The following is a 20,467-nucleotide window of genomic DNA, read 5'->3' on the forward strand; positions in this document are numbered from 1 at the left end:
AGGAGATGTTTAGAACTCATCTGGATCTCTGAAGCTGACCTCTCAAAAATTGAGAGAGACAGACATTGCATCGGTTTCCGGATAGATTCTTAATCTCGTAGAAGGTTCGGGTCATTCATAGTGTGCCGACCACTTTCCCGGTAGTGGGCGGCGAGTTTATCCAACGTCGGGAGTCATAACAACTCTCCACTTTGGAGATTCGAAAAGCGAGAGAGCAAGCAGTCCGAAAAAATGGAACTTCTAAAGAAATGTCTGGTTCAAGAGATTGATTCTTTTAGACGATATGATACCATTGTGTTCGCATGTTCACTACCCGTGGAGAAAAAGAATGGCCAAAACTAAATCCGCCAAAAAATCCGAAGCAAGTTCCAAAGATAGCTCTAATGGCGTATTGAAGAACGCTTTAGGTCAAATCCATAAAGCCTTTGGCGATGGTGCGATCATGCGTCTCTCCGATTCACCTGATGCATCGGTGGACGGAATTTCGACCGGATCACTTTCACTCGATCTCGGACTCGGAGGAAGTGGGTTTCCTCGTGGTCGGATCATCGAACTTTTTGGCCCGGAATCGAGCGGTAAGACAACATTAGCTTTGCACTCAGTCGCCAGTGCTCAAAAAAATGGTGGGATTGCAGCATTTATTGACGCTGAACATGCACTCGACCCAGCTTGGGCAAGAAAACTGGGAGTCAATCTCGAAGAACTTCTGGTCAGCCAGCCAACCTTCGGCGAGGAAGGGCTCCAGATTGCTGAAATGCTCATTAAATCGAACGCCGTTGATATCATTGTCGTCGATTCCGTTGCAGCTTTGGTCCCGAAAGCGGAACTTGATGGCGAAATCGGAGACAAACATGTTGGTCTCCAGGCTCGAATGATGAGTCAGGCAATGCGAAAATTGACCGGAGCGATCGCAAAATCGAAAACGACCGTCATCTTCATTAACCAGATTCGAGAGAAAATCGGCGTGATGTTTGGATCACCGGAAACAACTCCTGGTGGTCGAGCATTGAAATTCTACTCATCAGTGCGAGTCGATGTCCGTCGAATTGCGACTCTCAAAGATGGTGATGATGCGATCGGAATCCGAATGAGAGCAAAAGTTGTCAAAAACAAAGTTGCCCCTCCTTTCCGGATTGCTGAATTCGACATGCTGGGTGAATCAGGAATTAGCATGACAGCTGATATTCTGGATATGGCAACTGACGCAAAGATTGTCCAGAAAAGTGGTTCGTGGTTTGCTTACGGGGATGTCAAGTTGGGGCAGGGACGTGACAAAGCGAGGATTTCTCTCGAAGAAAGCCCAGAACTGTTGCAGGAAATCCGGGGTAAGGTCCTGGCCTCGAAAGGGTTCAGCGACACAGGTGAGATACTCAAGCCAATTCTCGTCGATGAAGAAGCCGAGAAGGTCGAAAGCGAATAATTTGTTCCTGTTTTACGCAAACCGCTTGGTAGACTTCATTTTCAGCAAACGACTTGCGACGATATGAGTTCCAACAGCATGAGACAAGTAACATCTTTTCCAAGTGCTCCGAGTCTCGCTCGCTGCCTGTTTATCTCATAGATACCCACTGCCAATTCCGGGAGCTGTTTTGACCTCGTCACCTTCGAGGCCGAACAATCCCTGGACATTGAATGCGACGAAAATTTTCTCAGGACTGTGGTCATGACACCGCGTGAAGTATTGGCATTATGCCGACAGAAAGAAGTTCAGGCTGTCGACCTGCGTTTCATGGATTTTCCTGGAACCCAAAAACATTTCACGATCCCAGTCAATGCTTTGACTGAAGAGAGCTTTGAAGATGGGCTGACCTTCGATGGGTCGTCAATTCGCGGTTGGCAGTCGATCAACGAGAGCGACATGCTGGTGCTTCCGCAAGCGGAAACTGCAATGGTCGACCCATTCATGAAGTCGACGCTGGCAATGACTTGCAACATCCAGGACCCCATCACTCGATCCGATTACAATCGAGACCCTCGCAATGTTGCGCGGAAGGCAGAAGCTTATATGGCTTCGACCGGAATTGCTGACACAGCGTTATTCGGCATGCAGCCTGAGTTCTTCATCTTTGACAATGTTCGCTTCGACCAAAATGTTCACGAAGGTTACTTCCATATCGACAGCATCGAAGGGGAGTGGAACCGAGGTCGATTCTTAGACTCAAAGAACAGCGGACAACAGATTCGGCGTCGCGAAGGTTACTTCCCGATGCCACCAGCAGACACGCTCCAAGACCTCAGAACTGAGATCATGTTGACCGCCCAGGAGTGCGGGATCGGCATCACCGGACAACACCACGAGGTAGCAACAGGCGGACAATGCGAAGTTGATCTGGAACATGTCCCTCTTCTTCAAGCGGCAGACAACTTATTACGATTCAAATACATTGTCAAAAATGTGGCAGCGAAGCACGGCAAAGTCGCGACGTTCATGCCCAAGCCACTCTGGAATGACAATGGTTCCGGCTTGCACATGTCACTTTCGTTCTGGAAAAATAACGAAACCCTCTTTGCTGGCTCGGGCTATGGCTCAATGAGCGAACTGGCGATGAACGCCGTCGGTGGAATCCTTAAGCATGCTCCCGCTTTGCTCGCATTCTGCTGTCCCACGACGAATAGCTATAAGCGGACGGTGCCAGGCTTTGATGCTCCTGTGAATTTGACTTACAGCTTTCGTAACCGCTCAGCTGCAATTCGAATTCCAGTTCACACTTCATCGTCGTCCACGAAAAGATTTGAATTCCGCTGTCCCGACCCAAGTTGTAACCCCTACCTGGCAAGTGCCGCCGTGACGATGGCTGCCCTGGATGGAATTCAGAACAAGATCGACCCAGGACTGCCGCTAGACAAAGATGTGTACGATCTCCCCAGCGAGGAACTCACCGCATACCCAAAAGTTCCCGACTCTCTTGAAAAATCGCTGCAAGCACTTCGCGAAGATCACAGCTTCTTGTTACGCGGAGACGTCTTTACTGAAGACGTCATCGACACCTGGATCTGGTACAAGACAACCCATGAAGTCCAAGCAATCCGCGAACGCCCACACCCTTGGGAATTCGCAATGTACTTCGACTCATAGTATTACTCGCGATACTGATGAATAATCGTCCGCGGAAACTTCGCTAGAACCAATCAGCATTCTTTCAGGTCTCTCCGGAAGGGTTTCGGGGTGTTGTATGTTCCAGGCGAGGCCGACTGTCTGGAGGAGTTGGATCAGCCACCAGCCGGCATCCATTTGACCTTTGCGGAGGCCAAATTTCGCTGACTCCGGGAAGGCATGATGGTTGTTGTGCCACGCCTCACCCATGGTGATGAGCCCCAGTCCGGGGAGGTTATAACCCTGGACTGCTGCATTTTCGATTTGCCAAACCTGAACTCCATGATTATGGGCGAAATATCCGATCAGCCAATGACCGGTCAGTGAAACTGCAACCCTCACGCAAGCTCCCCAGATCACCCAAGGAATTCCTCCGATTGCAAACAGTACGCCTGCCAAGGGCAATTGAAGGAGCATCCAATTGCGGTCAAGGAAGCCGTAATATCTGGAATTGGCAACCCAAGGTTCTACTTGAAACTCTGGTGGATTCTGTAGTTTGATTTCACAGTGCAGGTTCCAGAACCAGTCTTTCCAGATGGGACTTTTATGAATGAAGAAGTCGTGGCACTTAGAGTGTCGTTGTGACCAGTCTCGGATGTCATGCATATAGAGCATTTTCCGAGGGCCGCCCATTCCAACGAGAACACCCATTGTGACCAGGATGCGTTCGAGCCATAGAGGGCATTCAAAACTTCGATGAATGAGAAGCCGATGCAAACCCACGGAGTGCCCGCAGCAGAGTGTGACAGAAGTCAGCACAGAGAAGAGAATCAGGCTCTCTAAACTGAATGTCAGGCTTCCTCCCACGACGGCAACCAGCAGCATCAAGGAATACCAGAGCGACTTCACCGGAGACCAGTATATAGTTCCCTGCTCGGGATTTGTCAGTTCAGTTCTTGCACGCATTCGTTGTACACGACTCATCGGAATTGCCCCTGGCGAATAACTCGGAAGACAAGGAATCTCTTTCCTCTCTCCAATCAATCCGCAGGCAAATGCGTTGCTTCACTGAATTTCTTGCTATCGCACAAAAAAAGCCCCCCACGTGAGTGGAGGGCTTCCTAGAGCTTGCTCTAACTTGTGTCCGTGAAGAACGCATTTCTCTAATGGAAATGCTGTTCGCCACGAGGCAGAACATGAACACCTATCCGAAAGATGCTCTAGTTCAGAGAACTTCAGTTCGTGCGATTAGTTGCAAGTATTGCAAGCTGGAGCACATGGGTTGCATGCAGGAACTTGAACCTGAACGGTTTTCTCAACCATTCTGCAAACCTGAACTTGAACTTCTTTTTCGACCTGAACAGGAACGCAAACTGTGTAAGTTTGTGTTCGTTCTTCAGCGACTGTGTCACAGACAGTCACTTGGTACTCTTCTTCACGTTCTTTGCGAACGCATTCTGTGTAGTTGACGTCGCGAGTTTTCTCGACAGCAACTTGCTTGCAAGTTGTGACGGTACGAACGCGAGTTTCTGGTTTGAGAACACATTTTTCGACTGTGTATTCTTCTTCACGAGGAACGCGTTTGCAAACCTGGATCGTACGAGTACGTTCTTCTGGTTTACAGACAGTCACGTTGTAAGTGTACTCTTCGTCACGGCAAACAGGCTTACGAACAGTGTAAGTACGAGTTCGCTCTTCTGGTTTGCAAACAGTCACGTTGTACTTGTACTCAACAGTTTTGCAAACAGGTTTGCAAACAGTGATGGTACGAGTCCGTTGTTCTGGCTTACAAACAGTGACGTTGTAAGTGTACTCTTCGTCACGGCAAACAGGCTTGCGAACAGTGTAAGTACGAGTTCGCTCTTCTGGTTTGCAGACGGTCACGTTGTAGGTGTACTCAACATCTTTGCAAACGGGTTTGCAAACAGTGATGGTGCGAGTCCGTTGTTCTGGCTTACAAACTGTGACGTTGTAAGTGTACTCTTCGTCACGGCAAACAGGCTTGCGAACGGTGACGGTTCGTGTGCGTTGCTCTGGCTTACAAACTGTGACGTTGTAAGTGTAAGGCTCTTGGCGGCAAACGCGTTTGCAAACAGTGTAAGGAACTTCCTCACAGGTCACTTGTGGAACCCATTTACGCACGCATCGAGTGCAAGCAGGATTGCAAGGATCAGCGACTTGCTCAGTCACCCATGATCCGCAAACTTTCTGAACCTGGCGAGTGTGAGTTTCCTGAACTGTGTCCCAGACACTGCGAGTTGCTGTTCGCTCTTCGGTGTGTGGAACCATGACTGTGTAAGTCTGCTCGACTTGCTCTTCAACCCAGTCGGTCACTTTGCGAACAGCAGTACGTTGTTCGGTGTGTGGGACCATGACGGTGTAAGTCTGCTCGACCTGCTCTTGAACAGTCTCGGTCACTTGTCGAACGCCTGTGCGTTCTTCGGTGTGAGGAACCATGACGGTGTAAGTCTGAGTCTTTTCTTCTTCAACCCAGTCGGTCACTTTGCGAACAGCAGTACGTTGCTCGGTGTGAGGGACCATGACTGTGTAAGTCTGCTCGACCTGCTCTTCAGCAGTTTCAGTCACTTGTCGAGTGCCTGTGCGTTCTTCGGTGTGAGGAACCATGACGGTGTAAGTCTGAGTCTTATCTTCTTCGACCCAGTCGGTCACTTTGCGAACGCCTGTGCGTTGCTCGGTGTGTGGAACCATGACGGTGTAAGTTTGCTCAACGTTTTCGTTGACGTTGTCGTACACAGTGCGAGTCAAGGTTTCTTGTACCGTGTGAGGAACGTTGACTGTGTATTCAACTTCCTTTTGCTCTTCTGCAGTCTCGTAAACGGTGTAAGTCTCTTGGCGAGTTTTTGGAACTTGCTCGTAGTAGACTACTGTTCGGGTGCGAGTCTCTTGACGAGGTACTTGCTTTTGAACAGTGTATGTTCGCTCACGTTGTTCCTGTTTGTACTCTGTGACTGTAACAGTTCGTGTTTCGGTGGTTGTTTCCGGGACCATGATAGTCCGTTCAACAGTTTGGCATGCCGGTGCTGTCGCAACAGCTGGTGCACAGCTATTGTTGTTTGCAACTTGCTGAGTTCCACAAGGTGTGGCGCATGGTGCTGGACGACAGCGACGCCGATGTCGACCGCAATCCCCTGCATCAGCGTCTGTTACGACAAGCGTCATTGCCACGACGGGCAACAACATCATCAGATTCTTCATTCGATTCCTCCCCTTCCATTTTGTGGTATAACCAAAATCGCGGAACCCCTCCGCAATGCCATAAACTTTAAGCTGTCCGAGTGTTTTGAAATTTAAAACGAGAACCCGATTGGCTCACCATGGCAACTGGTAACTATTAGGTAAGATACGCAATGTAGGGCCGTTTGCAAGAACGACCTTGACATTCTTTGAAAGGTTTCTGATCAGTATGACTATTCCGATTCACAGAACGAAAGAATTTGCAACGGTTTTAACACTATTGACATCGTTTTTATCGTGCATATCCGCCTATTCGCAAGATAGTGTCGTCAAGCTGGATACAGTGGAGCAGTACATTGTGCAGTCAGAGAAGTCTCCTGTGATGAATGGGACGACCAGAATCGCTGACGCTTCTTTAGGTGCTTTGCTAGATGTCACCCACCACCGAGGCCCATGGAGATATTCCGCGACTGTCAAAGGATGGATTCACCAAAAAAATCTTGTCCTCATCGGCGATTCAGTCGAAATTTTTTCCGCTCAGATCGCAAAAGACCCAACTCCAAGGGCGTATCACCTCCGGGGGATCAGCTACATGGCTCAGCGGAATTGGGGACGAGCAGTGAACGATCTGGAGGAAGCTTACGAACTTGGAGACAGCTCGATCACGCTGCACATTAACCTGGGAACCTGCTTCCAGCAGTTGAAGCTTTACGACAAGGCTGAGGCCGAATACAACGTCATCCTGAAGACTTACCCGAACGAAGTGGGAGCCTATCAGGCTCGGGGAGATCTCTTTCTGGATACCGGAAAACTCGACGCAGCCCTCAAAGACTTCACAAAAGCGATCGAACTGGCTCCGGAATCCCCCGAGGCCCACAATTCTCTCGGCGTAACTTTACGGCTGGTGGGGAGATACCCCCTATCGATTCAGGCATATACCAATTGCATTGAAGCCGATCCAAAATTTTTGCCGGCCTACATCAACAGAGGCTTCGCCTACAAGAACCTCAAGAAATTCCAGCTGGCTGTAGACGACTACGAAGAGGCACTAAAGCTTTCGCCCGGTTCACCTTCAGCACAAAACGACCTCGCCTGGTTACTGGCAACGTGTGAAGACAAGTCCTTCCGAGACGGTCAACGAGCGGTTGACCTGGCAGTCGCTGCGTCCCGTTCTGTCGAATACCGTAACCCTGAATATCTTGACACACTTGCAGCGGCGTATGCCGAAATTGGCAACTTCGAAAAAGCGATTGAGACCGTTCAAACGGCAATCGAAATTTTTGGGGATGGCGACATGAAAGATGCCAGTGTCGAACGACTCGAACTTTATCGGCAAAAAAAATCGTTCACAGACGTGATTGAGGTCCCAAAGCCTGAACCTGACGACGCCCCCAAATCTGATTCCAAATCTGATTCCAATAAAGAAGACGCTTCAAAAACGGAATGACCCGAGTTATCAGTTGCCACTTTCCGATTCAAACAAAATGATGGTACCGGACATTCCGTCCAACGGACTACCATTTTGAAAGTGACGTGAGAGCGAACTAAGATTTCGTGGCAGGTGCAACTTTGCCAGTTCGCCATTCCTCTGCTTCTTGATGACAATCTATAAGCCGCTGGTGGACGAGTTCCAGAAATTCGTCCCGGCGGCCTTTTTCTGAGAGCTCTTGAATCGTCTCGACCGAGATCGGCTCACCGAAGACGACACGGACTTTCACGGGCCAAATCCAGAGTGATTTTCTGGGCATTGCTTCGAATGCCCCAGCGATTCCGATGGGAACAATCGGCACCTTCGCTCGGCGGGTCAGGGCAACAAAGCCGGGTTTGAGTTCCCCGATCAATCCATCCGGACTTCGCGTTCCTTCGGGAAACATACCGACATAAAATCCGTGCTCCAGCCGCGCGATCGATTTGCGAAGACTTTCCGTTCCAGCTGATTCACGTCGTATCGACATCACATACGTTTTTTTCAGTATCCAGCCAATCACTGGAAGCCGAAAGAGTGAATCGCGTGCGAGATAGCTGACAGGGCGCTGCAGATGCACACCGATCAGGAGCGGGTCCAGGAAACTTTGATGATTCGCAAGAAACAAAGCACCTTCCTTGGGGAGATGCTCTTTTCCGCGAACGCGTAATCTCAACCAGATCGCACAGAAGATTTGAAAAAGGATCTGAATGAATCTCCAAACGCAATTTCGACGGTTTGGATCTGGAAGCGTTTCGGTATCCGTCATCGAGTCACTGGGCCGCCCATCATGCTGACTTCTGGATGATGCCCGGGGGTTTCGGTGATTGAAATCATGTGGACAGGTTTCGACTGGTCATGATCATCCGAAGCAACCAGAAACTGACAGAAGCGACTTCCATCGGGAAGGGCACGAACCATTGAAAGGTGTTCACTGGAAACAGGTACGTTCAAACCGTATTCCGTTTGCACTGCCTGAGCAGCCAGACTCGCAATTTCGTCGGCCTGTGCACTTCCTCCAACTGTTGCCACTGCCCGCACATTCTCTAAACGGCGTTGAGCTGCTGCCATCGAAAGGACTGACTTGATCTCCGGAAAACGGACAGCCAATACACCGACTGCTCGACAGCGAAGTTCACGCGTTTCGGTCGCTGTTTGAATTCGAAAGACTGTTTCACCAGCCCCTTCGATGTGACTTCTGAGACCAGATTGAACTGTCGCCTGTTGAATCTCTTTGTTCATTGAATGAGTCTCGACGTTACAGAGACCATCAACAGTCCAAAGCTGTTTCACGAGCGCTTCCACTTGAGCGACAGGCAGCTGGGACCTTTGTGGCCCCTCTGGAGACATGATTTGCATGCGACCGTCCGCGAGGATGATGACCTCCGGATAGGAGGGTGTGTACCCATTGAGGTACCACATCTCAACCACGGGGGTGCTTCCTTTTTCGGGCAGCAACGACATTTCCGCTCCCCAGACCGGTGAGGAAAGACAGGCGATTGCGATCAGTGCAAAGTTCTGTACGCGGCGAGACATCATTTCTCGTCCTGATTTTGATGGAAAGTGATCTGACTGGTCCGAAACCTTCAATCGAGTCTCTCGAAACAATGAGAAACTCTTAAGATATCGGCTTCCGGGTAGTTCCTGGGTGATCTATACATCGACTCTCATCGAGACGGGAGGTTACCCTAAGTTCGCTGGTCATCACAATCCGTATTTTCGCATCAAGCAGCGATACTGATCAGTTGTTCCAGTGTGAGTCGAAAATTCCGGCCTGAATCACTTGCTCATTGAACTGACCATCTTTCCCACGGGAGAACTGAATCACTGCATGGTCTCCTAACTTAGGAAACAACCATGCGTTAGAGGCTTTGAAGTCTTTTTCATGTGTGGTCATCCCCGAGTTGATCACGAGATACTTTCGTGGATTCAGGGGGTTTGGAAAAAGAAGGACAACTGCGTGGTCTCGAGTTGAGTAAGTTTGTCCCTGAAAGGTGATGGAATCCTTTTCCCACTTCAGGGGAAGTTCCTCGACAACCCGCTTGATGAGGCTGTTGGAACCGGGATCGCCGAACAGGATCAGGTTTTTGCTCCGAATCATCTTTTCATCGACGGCAGAATCTTTCACAACCAGTGGGTGAGCTCGCATCCATTTATCAAATTCTGTTTGAAATCGGTTGAGCGACCAGTCGGAATACTCCTGTAATTCAGGTGACCAGGGTTGCCCTGTCCCCTGAACGCAAACAAACGGCTCCATAAATGCATCATCAATCGGCCCTTGAAGATTATGACGCTTCTTGCGATTCGGGTTCTCCTCAAAGTCGAGTGAGTCGTCGTACGAGAGCACTGACCACCCACCCGCATCTTTCACGAGATAGACATCGATCAAATTGGCGTCTGCTGCCAGATTGAGATCGAACGATTCTGAGCCATCAACACTGACACGATTCACTGCTGTCCGAAGAATCGATAGCGCGGAGACGTTCTCCGTTTCGACATTCAGCACATTGTCATCACCAAGCGTGGAGGTAACGGTCGTCTTCTCGTACGGGACCGACTGTTCATGAATCGTCAGCCATTCGCACTTGTTGTATTTGAGTGTGTAAGTGACAAACTCGAATTCACGCAATCCGGGAACTCGCTTTCGGCCTTTCGTATTATGCTCTGCCAGAAATTCCATAAAGGTCGCTTTACTGGCATCGTCAAACTTGTGCCCCATGTTGGGACCAACGATCAACTTCAATGGCACCTCCAGCTTCTCGGCTTCCTCTTGAACATGCAGACTGGCTGCCAGCTGTGCATCTTTCTCACCACCATATGTGATAAATGGGACGACGTTTAAGTTGAGTGCATAGTCTTTTGCATCATAAATTCGCAAAGCACGATGTTGATATTCTGGAAGTTGTTCAGTCTGTTTTTGGTATCGATAGAAATCCACAAAGCCAGCTCCGGCTCCCACAGATGCCCATCGCGATGGATGATGCAAACCAAGATGCCATGCACCTGCCCCACCCATTGAGAAGCCCCAGAGCGTGACTCGACTTTCATCGACTCGATACCGCTTCGAAACATCAGCGATTGCTTCAAAGACATCAGTTTCGCCAGCCCAGCGATACGCATTGTTGGTCCGTCCGAAAACATCGAGTTGTATCCAGGTCTGCCCCTTTGGTGCAGGTTTTCCATTCGCTGAGGCAATGAAGTGGGCTTCCGTCAGTCGAGAGTTTCGACCGTGCAAGACAACATACAGCGGCCACCGCTTTGCTCCTTTCATCTCGAACCCTTCTGGAAGTGTCACGAGATACGGCTGCACCGAATCATCAACGTGCGAACGGTATCCAAGTGCGTGAACACCGGGACGAGTTCCCCAATCGGCTTTCCCTTCGGCGATTTGCTTTGCACGTTCACCCCCCAAGTCAATCGCTTTCTGCGCGGACTGGACGTAGTTCGGGCGATAAAATTCATTGTGGCGGATAATCCAGTCGACCCCTTTGGCACAGATCTCGGCATCGACACGTCGATTCTTATCAAGCCCATCGATCTGTGCTTCAAGCTTTTGAAGTCCCTGACGGAGCGTCTCGACCTCTGCTTCAGACTGAGCAAAGAGATTTGCTGCCAGGAGCCCCATGATGAACAGTGGCGTTGTATATCGAATCAACATCGTTGCCTGCTTCCGCCGTAAGGTTTTTTGTGAAGTGATATTTTGCAACACGTTCGTGTTCCTTGCGTCCGTGAAGAGCAGATCATGGAATGAATCACTCATCTTCACGAGACAGGTCACGGACATCTTTTCCGAAATTGCTCGGTACGTATCTCAACTCTCTTTGAATATGACTTGTGAGAGAGAATTTCACAATTCGAACTGGTGATTCGGTTCTACCTCGTCTCCCCCATCAAGCTTGCGAGCGATACGCCCTCTAAACGAACACTCGGGTGAGCAGACCGCTCGCTTCACGTCCAATTCATAGACTACTCATTGTCTGCTTATTGACTGCCGAATTTAAGGTCTTATTTGAATTCGATCTCGGATGGCGAGAGTACTTCCAACAAACGGTCTCTGCTCACTCGATTGGGAGAACCATTTCAGTTTGTTATTCTCTGCAATGATTCAAGTCATGAGACACTACACTGTTGATGAGTAAGAAAATGGACCTCTCAAATCAGAAAATTCTCGTCACTGGCGGTTCGCAAGGAATCGGTCGTGGAGCAGCATTAGAGCTTGCGAAAGCGGGAGCCAACGTCGCAGTCAATTACCGGTCGAACTCTGAAGCTGCGGATAGCATCGCAGATGAAATCCGTGCTCTTGGTTGCCAGGCACTGGTTCTGCAGGGGGACGTTTCGGTCCAGGCGGAGGTCGAGCAGATGGTCTCGACCGTTGTCCAAGAATGGGGCGAAATCACCGGTCTTGTTTCAAATGCCGCATACAGCGATCGTGAACTCATGATCAAGGCAGACATGGAGGGATTCAAACGTACGGTTGACGTCAGTATGTGGGGAGCCTTCTTCGCAGTCCGGGCGGTTTCACAACAACTCGTGAAACAAGAGAACGGAGGATCAATCATCGTGGTCAGTTCTCCACATGCGAAAATTCCTTTCCCCACTGCGATGGCCTACAACATGTCCAAGGCAGCTATCGATCACATGGCAAGAACGGCAGCCATTGAACTCGCAAGGCATCGCATCCGCGTCAATGTCGTACACCCCGGTTGGATTGATACTCCGGGAGAACGAAAATTCTTTAGCGAAGAACAACTCGAAGAAGGTGCAAAGAACATTCCCTGGGGCCGTTTGGGACAACCTGAAGAAATTGGCCGGTTAATCACATTCATGATGAGCAGCGATTGCGACTACATGACCGGCAACACTGCCTTGATGGATGGCGGCATAAGTTTGCCATGGTGGTCCAACCGTGAAGAAGGAAAGCAGTGACTTTGAAAGAGTCCCAGAACTTGTATGATTACAAAATAACTTTTCGAACCAAGCAGAACAGCTTAAGCGATTACAATTCAAAAGGAGTGAAGGATGAGCAGGAATCAAGTTTTTTTTGCAGCAGCACTATGCATGACCCTGATCGTATCGGGTTGCCCCAAAGGGAGTGACACAAGAGAACTTGGTGAAGGGGATGATGTCACCAACACCGCTCCGCCAGAGCACCACCATCATGATGAAGGCCCTCACGGCGGGCACATTCTCGAATTTGGTGAATACCACGGTGAAATTACTCATAAAGACGGAATTGTGACAGTTTATATTTTAGGTGGCGATGCAAAAACATCTGTTCCTCTGGAGGGAGCGACCGCTGTCTTGAACCTGAAATCTGGCGACAAGTCTGGCGACAAGACTGTTGAAATCGCCTTGGCAGCGAGCCCGGAAGAGGGAGAAGCTGAAGGTTCTTCTTCAAAATACGCTTCTGCAGCAGGCGCCCTTCCAGAAGGTGTTAAAGATCTCGAAGCGATCGAAGGTTCTGTCGTGATCACAATGGGAGAAAAAACACTGACTGCAAAAGTTGAACACGACCACGATCACGGTCATGCTCACTAGAACAGAAGACTCGACTGGGTGCCTGTGAAGAACGCGTTTCACCAGTCAAATTGCTGGTCAGGACCAGGTAGAATCTGACCACGGATTCAAAAATGTTCGAGAGCATTTCCTGAAATCGTGTCGGCGATTCACTTCGTGAATTTCAGTCTCCTTGCTGAGAGCACCGTGATGACACAGGAACTAAGAACACGAAAACGCTCGAAGCGAAAAAAAGTCCTGAGAAACGCGAATAAAATTGCTGGAGGCAGTGTCATTCCACTGGAATGACGGTCTCCGGATAAGCCTGCAGGCGACTGCGAGATCCATTCAGCCCCTCCCTGGACTGATCAACAGTCCGGGGAGGGAGCACTGAATATTTCCGAATGACAAGGCAGATCAACACATGATATCTTGTGAATATTGCCTCGAATAACGCTTTCAGCCTGCATTTTTTTCGCGAGCTTGAATAACTTTCTTGTCGGATTTGGTTTCGAGAATTGACGGACGCCCAGCGTCAACTAGAATCGAAACCACTTGAGCAATTGAAAATCACCAGCATTCAAGTCACCATAGGCTTGTATGAAGATGCTGAGTTTTGTTGAATTTATCCTGAGGAGAAGTTCCAGGTGCAGGTCGCAATCACGTGTCGACACGGCGAAATCAGTGGTGATTTTCGCGATTACATGTCAAGAAAATCAGAGAAACTTCTGCACTACTTCGAGAGAGTTCAGTCAGCTCAGGTCACTCTCGATTTCGAGGGAGACCGGGTTCGAGTCGAAATGCTTGTCGACGCTGAGCACAAGCACGATTTCGTAACTCATCATGAGATGAGTGCAGATGATGTTGGTCCATGTTTCGACCAGGTCCTTGCGAAAATGGAACAGCAAATTCGTAAGTACAAAGAGAAACTGACCGATCATCGCCGAGACAAACCTCTCAGTAAAGTTATTGGAGACGGTTTAGACTCTGATGTCGAGGAATCAGAAAACTCCGAGTAGAACTTTGTTCTCAAGGAGTATTTCGAAATTGCCCTAGCCACTACTTGGAAACTCTATGATCTCGGTTTATCTCGCTGTTTGAGATAGCAGGTCCAGGTTTCCATGTAAGTCCCAAACACATCAAATCGACGATGCAGTCGATCTTAGATTCGTTTTAATTTTCCAGCAGGACTACGACAGATGAAACTCACAGAGTTCGTCGTTTCAGATGCAATTCTTCCAGAACTCGTCGCTGATTCAAAAGAATCCGCTATTCGTCAGATGGTTGCCAGCCTAAAGCAATGCGGAAAGATTAAAGAATCTGATGAAGAAGCGATTGTTTCTGCCATCTCGAAGCGTGAAGAACTCGGTTCGACCGGCATTGGTCGTGGAGTCGCTGTTCCTCACACGAAGCATCCATCTGTCGAATCAATTATCTCGACTGTCGCACTTTGCCACGATGGGCTCGATTTCGATAGCCTTGACGGCGAAGACGTCTACATCCTGTTCCTGCTGATCTCACCACCTGATCGTCCTGGTGATCACTTACGTGGACTCGAAACAATCACTCGTTACCTGAAAAAAGACGACTTTTGCAGCTTCTTGAAACAAGCTCGCACAAAAGCGCAAGTCATGGACCTGCTTCAGGAAGCGGATGACAACCTCGTTTAGACCTGAACCGAAAACCTGGAGCTGACTTCCTGAGACTTCGAAGATTTCAAATCGCTAGAGCATCTTTCGAATTGGTTTGCAGGTTCTGCCTCGTGGCGAAAAGCATTTTTACTAGGGAAATGCGTTCTTCACGGGCAAACGGTAGAGCAAACTGCTCTAAAACGAAGCATTGGGAATGTCAAATGGTGAAAAAATCTTCATCACAACGGTTTTCGCTACGGCAATTCCCACAGTTTGTGAAATATTCTGTGTCACAACATCACAATTTTTATTAAGCTGAGTCTGAGACGCTGTGAAAGAGACTTGGGAAATTTCACAAAGATTGGTGTTCACACCTGATCTTTGAGAACCCGTTCTCCATTGTCACTGTCCTATCATTGTCGATGACTCCATAGTGGACCATCAAAAGGTCGTCTCCCAAAAAACAATCATCGTTCGTAATGAGTGAACTTAACGTCGGTCGCTTTGATCCTATCATGTCGGAACCCGATTCCATCCGCCGAAACGTGCGGCTGAAACTCGCACAAGGTCTTCACATTCGTGCTTGCTCGAATGTGATTGCCATTGTTAGCGGTTTTGCGGGTAAAGTCTTGATTCATGTTGGCGACAGAAGTGCGGACGCATCTTCCATGTTCGACCTTTTACTTCTCACCGCTTTGCCAGACTCTGATTTAGTCATTGAAGCCTCAGGTGATGGAGCTGAAAGCATCGTCGAAAAACTGGAAGACCTCTTCTCAAAACAGACCGATCCGGTTGAGTGACCCCGCTTGCTTCCTGAACTCAATCCCTAAGTCGACCTCCCATATTGTTCTTCATGAATTCCTGAACACGGGGATGCAGCTAAGAACCAGAGAGAGACTTCAAAGAAGAGGCGACCGCTCGTACTCCGGCTTTCCGAAACCGATGATTCACTCGCTCTGAATTCTTCAGCCCAACCGCCATTTGCCCACAATTCACTCGTGGGAATCAGTCCCGCCAAGGCAGAGCATTTCGGCGACCAACAATAACCGAATGCTCCTGGCGGCAACCGAATGCTCCTGGCGGCGACTCACTGGCCTCTCCAGTCGATTCAGATTGCCGATTCTACTTTGTGGCATTCTTCAGATTCTCTCAGACTCAAGAACGTCTCTCACATCGAGATTTGCCGATATCGACATTGGACACGCATCTTTTCACTCGTTTGCTACAATAGTGCTTTGCTATGATACAGAGGTCTCGCCAATCATTTCGATTGACTGTTTTCCACTCACCGTGAATTGTTTGAAATGGACCTTCACCCGCAAGCTCGCGGAAGGGGGACGGGTTTCATCAAACGCAAACACCGGTGAACAGGGAAACAGAATAAAGTGACGTCCAGTCTCTAAGTTTTTTAACGAGTTTTGTCCTGCGGCCTGCACACTCAGAAAGCCTGGGCATTCAGAAAGTCCAGAAAAGTCCCACCGCGGACGTGGTCATAAATTTTTTGAGGTCCGATGCAAGTTAGAAATGGAATAGCTGTTTCACCGGGCGTGGCGATGGGTCCAGCCTTTGTGCTGGGTGTTGAGGATTTTCGAATCCCGGACGACACCCTGAGCGTTACCGCTGTGGAATCAGAGATCACACGATTGCGCTGTGCCTTGGAGAATGTCGCAAAAGAAATTTCCGCGAATGAAGCACTCGCCGAGCAACATCTAGGGAAAGAGTACGCTGCGATCTTCGGTGCGCATCTTCAATTTGTCCGCGACCCCAAACTGCTTGAACGGATCGAGTCTTTAATCCGCGAACAGCACCAAACCCCGGAGTACGCAGCAACCCAGGTTCTGCGAAAATTCGCCAGAGAACTGCAACATCTGGGAGACAAATATCTCGCTGAACGGGCCGCCGACATTTTTGATTTAGAGCGCAGCTTGCTACGGCATCTACTTGGTGAACAGCGTGAAGAACTCTCGCACCTGACTGCTCCTGTCGTCGTGTTAGCTCACAACTTAACTCCCAGCGAGACAGCCGGTTTGAACTCAAAGTTCGTCAAGGCTTTTGTCACAGAGACCGGAGGAAGCACAAGTCACACAGCAATTTTAGCAGGGGCTTTAGAGATCCCGGCGATTGTTGGAGTCGGTGAATTTATATCGGATATTTCTGGCGGTGAGATGATCATCGTCGATGGGAATGAAGGTCGACTGATCATTGCTCCCGATGCGGAAACTCAAGCTCGATACCTGACAGAACAAGAACGTTTCCGCACACAAAGTCTTGCTCTGCAAAGACTGAAACTCGGTCGTGTCCAAACGAAAGATCACGTCGACATCGAAGTGTGCGGGAACATCGAATTTCCGGAAGAAGCGAAAACGTGCAAGAAGCGAGGTGCAGACGGAGTTGGTTTATATCGGACCGAATTTCTTTACCTCGGATCAATGCGAGAACGGACCGAAGAAGATCACTACAACGCTTACACCAAGGTCCTCAAAAAATTCCCGGAGCTTCCCGTCACAATTCGGACATTGGATGTCGGCGCGGACAAGATTCCGGACTCGATGAGGCCGATATACCGCGACCACTCCAACCCAGAACTCGGGCTACGGAGCATCCGTGTCAGTCTGGAACATACCGACCTCTTCAAGACACAACTGAGGGCAATTCTCCGCGCGGCAGTTCACGGAAATGTCCGCGTGATGTTTCCACTTGTCTCATCAATCGGAGAATTCCGGCAGGCGAAAATGGTCTTGCGAGACGTTTGTGAAGATCTCGAAGAACAGAAGATCGAACACAATCCAGACATTCCAGTTGGGATGATGGTGGAAGTCCCATCTGCGGCAATCATGGCTGATGAATTCGCTCGCGAAGTCGACTTCTTCTCAATCGGGACCAACGATCTGATTCAATACACGCTTGCAGCTGACCGCTCGGACCCGTCGGTGGCAAAGTATTACAACGCCTCGGACCCTTCGGTGCTCTTTCTGGTCCGCCGGGTTCTCTTTGCTGCACGAGATGCAAACCTGCCGGTCTCGGTCTGCGGTCAAATGTCTTCGGACCCCAAGTTCATCCCGTTGCTCCTGGGCATGGGGTTGCGTCAGCTGAGCGTCACACCGCAAAAGATCCCGTTGATCAAACAATTGATCTGCAATATCTCCATCGAGGATTGCCAGAAACATGCGAAAAAGGTTTATCAGCTTGACCTTGCGCGCGATATTGAAAACTTTTTGCGTGGCGAATTGAAACGATTTCTGCCCGATTCCGAGGGCAATCGCTAACTTTTGATGCGATTTCTCAATCGGCGAAACTTGCTGTTCAATGCCGCTCTGCAGGCCAATCAACGGTCCTCCGTTGACCTGAATCGGCCTTGCAACATAGTAAATCAGGACTGTTCGTATCCCTGATTTTTAAGGTTGAGTTCATGCGCATCAAGATTGCGCTCACACTCATAGTTATGTTGCAAGTTGCTTCGCTCTCATATGCACAGAGCGACGCCCCGCCCCCTTCGCGCTTCATTCGTCGCTATGAAATTGAAGCTCCACCTCCTTCTGGTCCCATACGAAGTATCGAGCGAAAATCGGAGGCTCAACTAGAGACGATTGAACGGGTCCAGTTCGCAGAACCTGTACCTGCTCCCCCTGCAGAACTCCCTGGACGAGCACTGGAAATGCAGTCGGAACAGACGACCAGTCTAAAAAAACTGGCGGCCCCCCCTATACTCGCTCCTCTGCTTCCAAAGAATCCTACGCTCGCGAAACCAGTCGATCAAAATGAGACACTGACTGTTGAATCGCATACTCCGCCCCCTGCGGCGCCGAATTTATTCAAACCGACACCAGCTGAAAAACAAGTTCCCGTAGGCCAACGAGGAACCTGGGTTCCAGTGAGGCAGGAATCTAAAAAGCCGATTCAGACCACCGTAATCGAACAGACGGGATCTCATCCCACACCTGCTCCCACGACAGTGCAGAGTGAGTTGAGGGACTTCCCATTGGCACCTCCTCCTCCTCCAGAGGAACCTTTGAGTTTCATTCAGGCGGAGACACACAGACCTGTCCCGCCGACCGACCCCGTTGTACCTGTTGCCCCAGTTGACTCACCACCTTGGGGAATCAACGACTATGGCTTGGCACCTGACACTGAAGAAAATTTTGTCGACCAGCCATTTGCCAGCCCGCCAACGCAGTTCTACAACGACCCAATTTACAGTGGAGACTGTTGGTATCAGGGGGACGAATTTCAATCAGGATGTGACTCGATCGAATACGATCAAATTTCCCCTCTTGTGAATTTGGGACTCAAGGGTGGCAATGATCGTTCACTACTAAATGTTCAGACACTCCTTCCGCTTTGGCAAAACGATATCGATTTCGTGTTTGCCGACATTCGTGGGCGCTTTGACGACAAAGAAAGCAGCCAAGGTGAGTTTGGTTTAGGATACCGAACGTTCATCTCACCTGAGTGGATTTTCGGAATCTATGGTTACTATGACTTACTCAAAACCAATCAACGAAATCGGTTCAATCAGTTTACGACTGGATTCGAGTTTCTCTCTGAAGACTGGGACATTCGCCTGAATGGATACTTCCCGAATGAGGGTGGCAAACCATCGAAGTCTGCCAGCGGGATCTCCAACGGAACGATCATCAGCAACGCTTATCAAGAACGTGCAGCCACTGGATTCAATACAGAAGTTGGTAAACGCATTATCCACTGGGGCCGATACGACTCAAACGAACTTCGCTGGTTCGTGGGATACTATCACCTTGAAAACTCTGCTCCGGGATTCAAAAAGATGAGCGGCCCGAGCACGCGGCTTGAGTATCGCAGTTACGATTTACCATGGTTGGGAGAACAGTCTCGTCTGACCGCCGGTGTCGAATACACAACCGACAAAGTCCGCGACGACCAGTACTGGGGATTTGTGAATGTTCAAATTCCATTTTCTCCGAAATGGAGTCGCAAGAAGCTCGATCCACTTCGCCGCCGCTTCGTCGACTCACCGGTACGAGACATCGACTAAGGATCTGTCATGAAACAGTTTCCCAACATCTGCGGCAGGACGGTTTCACACATTTCGAATTGGTATTCGGGTTTTGACTCGTGGTGAACTGCAACCTCACGTGTAAAACGTGTTCCCCACGTGCACACCAGAGAGCAAAAAGCTCTAACTCTGAATACAACATTCCACTTTATTCTGACGACGGACGTGATCGTGAAAAGTTTAACCCAAGAACAAATCAAAGAACATATTCCGCATCGAGACCCGTTTTTGTGGTTGGATGAAGTGGTTGAGATGAGCGAAACCAGCATCCACGCAAGGAAACTCATCACCGACGACCTGGATGTCTTTCGCGGACATTATCCGAACTTCCCGATTCTTCCGGGCGTTCTGCAATGCGAAGCGGCATTCCAGGCAGGCGCAGTCCTGATCGCCCAGATACTGGAAACGGGAACAGGTGAGGTTCCGGTCGTCACTCGATTGAATAACGTCCAATTTAGAAAAATGGTTCGTCCCGGCGACACGCTCGACATCGAGGTTGAGCTGACTGAACAACTCTCAAATGCCTTCTTCCTGAAAGGCAAAGTTTCCGTCGCAGGCAAAGTGACGGTCCGACTCGAATTTGCATGTTCCGCTGCCAACCCAAGTGCGTGAGG

16 protein-coding genes are annotated in these 20,467 nt (G+C 49.5%); 11 read left to right on the top strand and 5 right to left on the bottom strand.

All coding sequences use genetic code 11. From position 1 onward, the window contains the following. Window positions 1-328 precede the first annotated feature (328 nt). Window positions 329-1,420: a recombinase RecA gene (gene recA, locus ACN0YR_RS16825; RefSeq protein ID WP_417850397.1), complete on the top strand. Its 1,092-nt coding sequence runs from the start codon at window positions 329-331 to the stop codon at window positions 1,418-1,420. Between the two features lie 243 nt (window positions 1,421-1,663). Then, window positions 1,664-3,076, top strand: a complete 1,413-nt coding sequence (glnA, locus tag ACN0YR_RS16830) for a type I glutamate--ammonia ligase (protein ID WP_417850398.1) — start codon at window positions 1,664-1,666, stop codon at window positions 3,074-3,076. Here glnA and ACN0YR_RS16835 read toward each other — a convergent pair. Next, the gene (locus tag ACN0YR_RS16835) at window positions 3,071-4,018 is read right to left on the bottom strand and encodes an acyl-CoA desaturase (protein ID WP_417850399.1); all 948 of its coding nucleotides are present in this window, start codon (window positions 4,016-4,018) and stop codon (window positions 3,071-3,073) included. The genes glnA and ACN0YR_RS16835 overlap by 6 nt on opposite strands. Window positions 4,019-4,282: 264 nt before the next feature. Continuing rightward, a complete protein-coding gene (locus ACN0YR_RS16840; RefSeq protein WP_417850400.1) occupies window positions 4,283-6,250 on the bottom strand; it encodes a hypothetical protein in 1,968 nt (655 codons plus the stop codon). Window positions 6,251-6,611: 361 nt separating this feature from the next. Here ACN0YR_RS16840 and ACN0YR_RS16845 point away from each other — a divergent pair, with 361 nt between their 5' ends. Beyond that, a complete protein-coding gene (locus ACN0YR_RS16845) occupies window positions 6,612-7,676 on the top strand; it encodes a tetratricopeptide repeat protein (RefSeq protein ID WP_417850401.1) in 1,065 nt (354 codons plus the stop codon). Window positions 7,677-7,773: 97 nt separating this feature from the next. Here the strand turns inward: ACN0YR_RS16845 and ACN0YR_RS16850 are convergent, their stop codons facing one another. The 3 genes from ACN0YR_RS16850 to ACN0YR_RS16860 all read right to left on the bottom strand — a co-directional run bounded on the left by ACN0YR_RS16850 (window position 7,774) and on the right by ACN0YR_RS16860 (window position 11,403). After that, complete coding sequence (locus tag ACN0YR_RS16850) at window positions 7,774-8,463, bottom strand: lysophospholipid acyltransferase family protein (protein ID WP_417850402.1); 690 nt, start codon at window positions 8,461-8,463, stop codon at window positions 7,774-7,776. Next, window positions 8,460-9,233 (bottom strand): hypothetical protein, encoded by a 774-nt coding sequence (locus ACN0YR_RS16855; RefSeq protein WP_417850403.1) that lies wholly within the window; start codon window positions 9,231-9,233, stop codon window positions 8,460-8,462. Before ACN0YR_RS16855 ends, ACN0YR_RS16850 begins: the two co-directional genes overlap by 4 nt. 202 nt (window positions 9,234-9,435) lie before the next feature. Next, window positions 9,436-11,403 (bottom strand): prolyl oligopeptidase family serine peptidase, encoded by a 1,968-nt coding sequence (locus tag ACN0YR_RS16860; protein ID WP_417850404.1) that lies wholly within the window; start codon window positions 11,401-11,403, stop codon window positions 9,436-9,438. A 434-nt stretch (window positions 11,404-11,837) separates the two neighbouring features. Between ACN0YR_RS16860 and ACN0YR_RS16865 the strand changes: the two genes are divergently transcribed. The 8 genes from ACN0YR_RS16865 to ACN0YR_RS16900 all read left to right on the top strand — a co-directional run bounded on the left by ACN0YR_RS16865 (window position 11,838) and on the right by ACN0YR_RS16900 (window position 20,465). Continuing rightward, window positions 11,838-12,620 (top strand): SDR family NAD(P)-dependent oxidoreductase, encoded by a 783-nt coding sequence (locus ACN0YR_RS16865; RefSeq protein ID WP_417850405.1) that lies wholly within the window; start codon window positions 11,838-11,840, stop codon window positions 12,618-12,620. Window positions 12,621-12,752: 132 nt separating this feature from the next. Further along, window positions 12,753-13,232, top strand: coding sequence for a hypothetical protein (locus tag ACN0YR_RS16870; RefSeq protein ID WP_417850406.1), 480 nt, complete (start codon window positions 12,753-12,755; stop codon window positions 13,230-13,232). A gap of 605 nt (window positions 13,233-13,837) precedes the next feature. Continuing rightward, on the top strand, window positions 13,838-14,209 hold the full coding sequence (gene hpf / locus ACN0YR_RS16875) for a ribosome hibernation-promoting factor, HPF/YfiA family (protein WP_417850407.1): 372 nt from the start codon (window positions 13,838-13,840) through the stop codon (window positions 14,207-14,209). Window positions 14,210-14,389: 180 nt separating this feature from the next. Next, window positions 14,390-14,860 (top strand): PTS sugar transporter subunit IIA, encoded by a 471-nt coding sequence (locus tag ACN0YR_RS16880; RefSeq protein ID WP_417850408.1) that lies wholly within the window; start codon window positions 14,390-14,392, stop codon window positions 14,858-14,860. 440 nt (window positions 14,861-15,300) lie between these two features. Next, window positions 15,301-15,621, top strand: coding sequence for an HPr family phosphocarrier protein (locus ACN0YR_RS16885; protein WP_417850409.1), 321 nt, complete (start codon window positions 15,301-15,303; stop codon window positions 15,619-15,621). Window positions 15,622-16,332: 711 nt separating this feature from the next. Next, on the top strand, window positions 16,333-18,087 hold the full coding sequence (ptsP, locus tag ACN0YR_RS16890) for a phosphoenolpyruvate--protein phosphotransferase (RefSeq protein WP_417850410.1): 1,755 nt from the start codon (window positions 16,333-16,335) through the stop codon (window positions 18,085-18,087). 143 nt (window positions 18,088-18,230) lie between these two features. Then, the gene (locus ACN0YR_RS16895) at window positions 18,231-19,832 is read left to right on the top strand and encodes an inverse autotransporter beta domain-containing protein (protein ID WP_417850411.1); all 1,602 of its coding nucleotides are present in this window, start codon (window positions 18,231-18,233) and stop codon (window positions 19,830-19,832) included. Window positions 19,833-20,024: 192 nt separating this feature from the next. Continuing rightward, window positions 20,025-20,465, top strand: a complete 441-nt coding sequence (locus ACN0YR_RS16900) for a 3-hydroxyacyl-ACP dehydratase FabZ family protein (RefSeq protein ID WP_417850412.1) — start codon at window positions 20,025-20,027, stop codon at window positions 20,463-20,465. The last annotated feature ends 2 nt before the right edge of the window (window positions 20,466-20,467 follow it).

Origin of the sequence: Thalassoglobus sp., assembly GCF_048270125.1 — a bacterium.
Lineage (GTDB): Bacteria > Planctomycetota > Planctomycetia > Planctomycetales > Planctomycetaceae > Thalassoglobus.

Coding starts and splice junctions, on each gene's coding strand:
- ACN0YR_RS16895 (WP_417850411.1), top strand. CDS start 18,231: ATGCGCATCAAGATTGCGCTCACACTCATAGTTATGTTGCAAGTTGCT.
- ACN0YR_RS16870 (WP_417850406.1), top strand. CDS start 12,753: ATGACCCTGATCGTATCGGGTTGCCCCAAAGGGAGTGACACAAGAGAA.
- ACN0YR_RS16835 (WP_417850399.1), bottom strand. CDS start 4,018: ATGAGTCGTGTACAACGAATGCGTGCAAGAACTGAACTGACAAATCCC.
- ACN0YR_RS16850 (WP_417850402.1), bottom strand. CDS start 8,463: ATGACGGATACCGAAACGCTTCCAGATCCAAACCGTCGAAATTGCGTT.
- ACN0YR_RS16840 (WP_417850400.1), bottom strand. CDS start 6,250: ATGAAGAATCTGATGATGTTGTTGCCCGTCGTGGCAATGACGCTTGTC.
- ACN0YR_RS16885 (WP_417850409.1), top strand. CDS start 15,301: ATGAGTGAACTTAACGTCGGTCGCTTTGATCCTATCATGTCGGAACCC.
- ACN0YR_RS16845 (WP_417850401.1), top strand. CDS start 6,612: ATGAATGGGACGACCAGAATCGCTGACGCTTCTTTAGGTGCTTTGCTA.
- recA (WP_417850397.1), top strand. CDS start 329: ATGGCCAAAACTAAATCCGCCAAAAAATCCGAAGCAAGTTCCAAAGAT.
- ptsP (WP_417850410.1), top strand. CDS start 16,333: ATGCAAGTTAGAAATGGAATAGCTGTTTCACCGGGCGTGGCGATGGGT.
- ACN0YR_RS16865 (WP_417850405.1), top strand. CDS start 11,838: ATGGACCTCTCAAATCAGAAAATTCTCGTCACTGGCGGTTCGCAAGGA.
- ACN0YR_RS16880 (WP_417850408.1), top strand. CDS start 14,390: ATGAAACTCACAGAGTTCGTCGTTTCAGATGCAATTCTTCCAGAACTC.
- ACN0YR_RS16855 (WP_417850403.1), bottom strand. CDS start 9,233: ATGATGTCTCGCCGCGTACAGAACTTTGCACTGATCGCAATCGCCTGT.
- glnA (WP_417850398.1), top strand. CDS start 1,664: ATGACACCGCGTGAAGTATTGGCATTATGCCGACAGAAAGAAGTTCAG.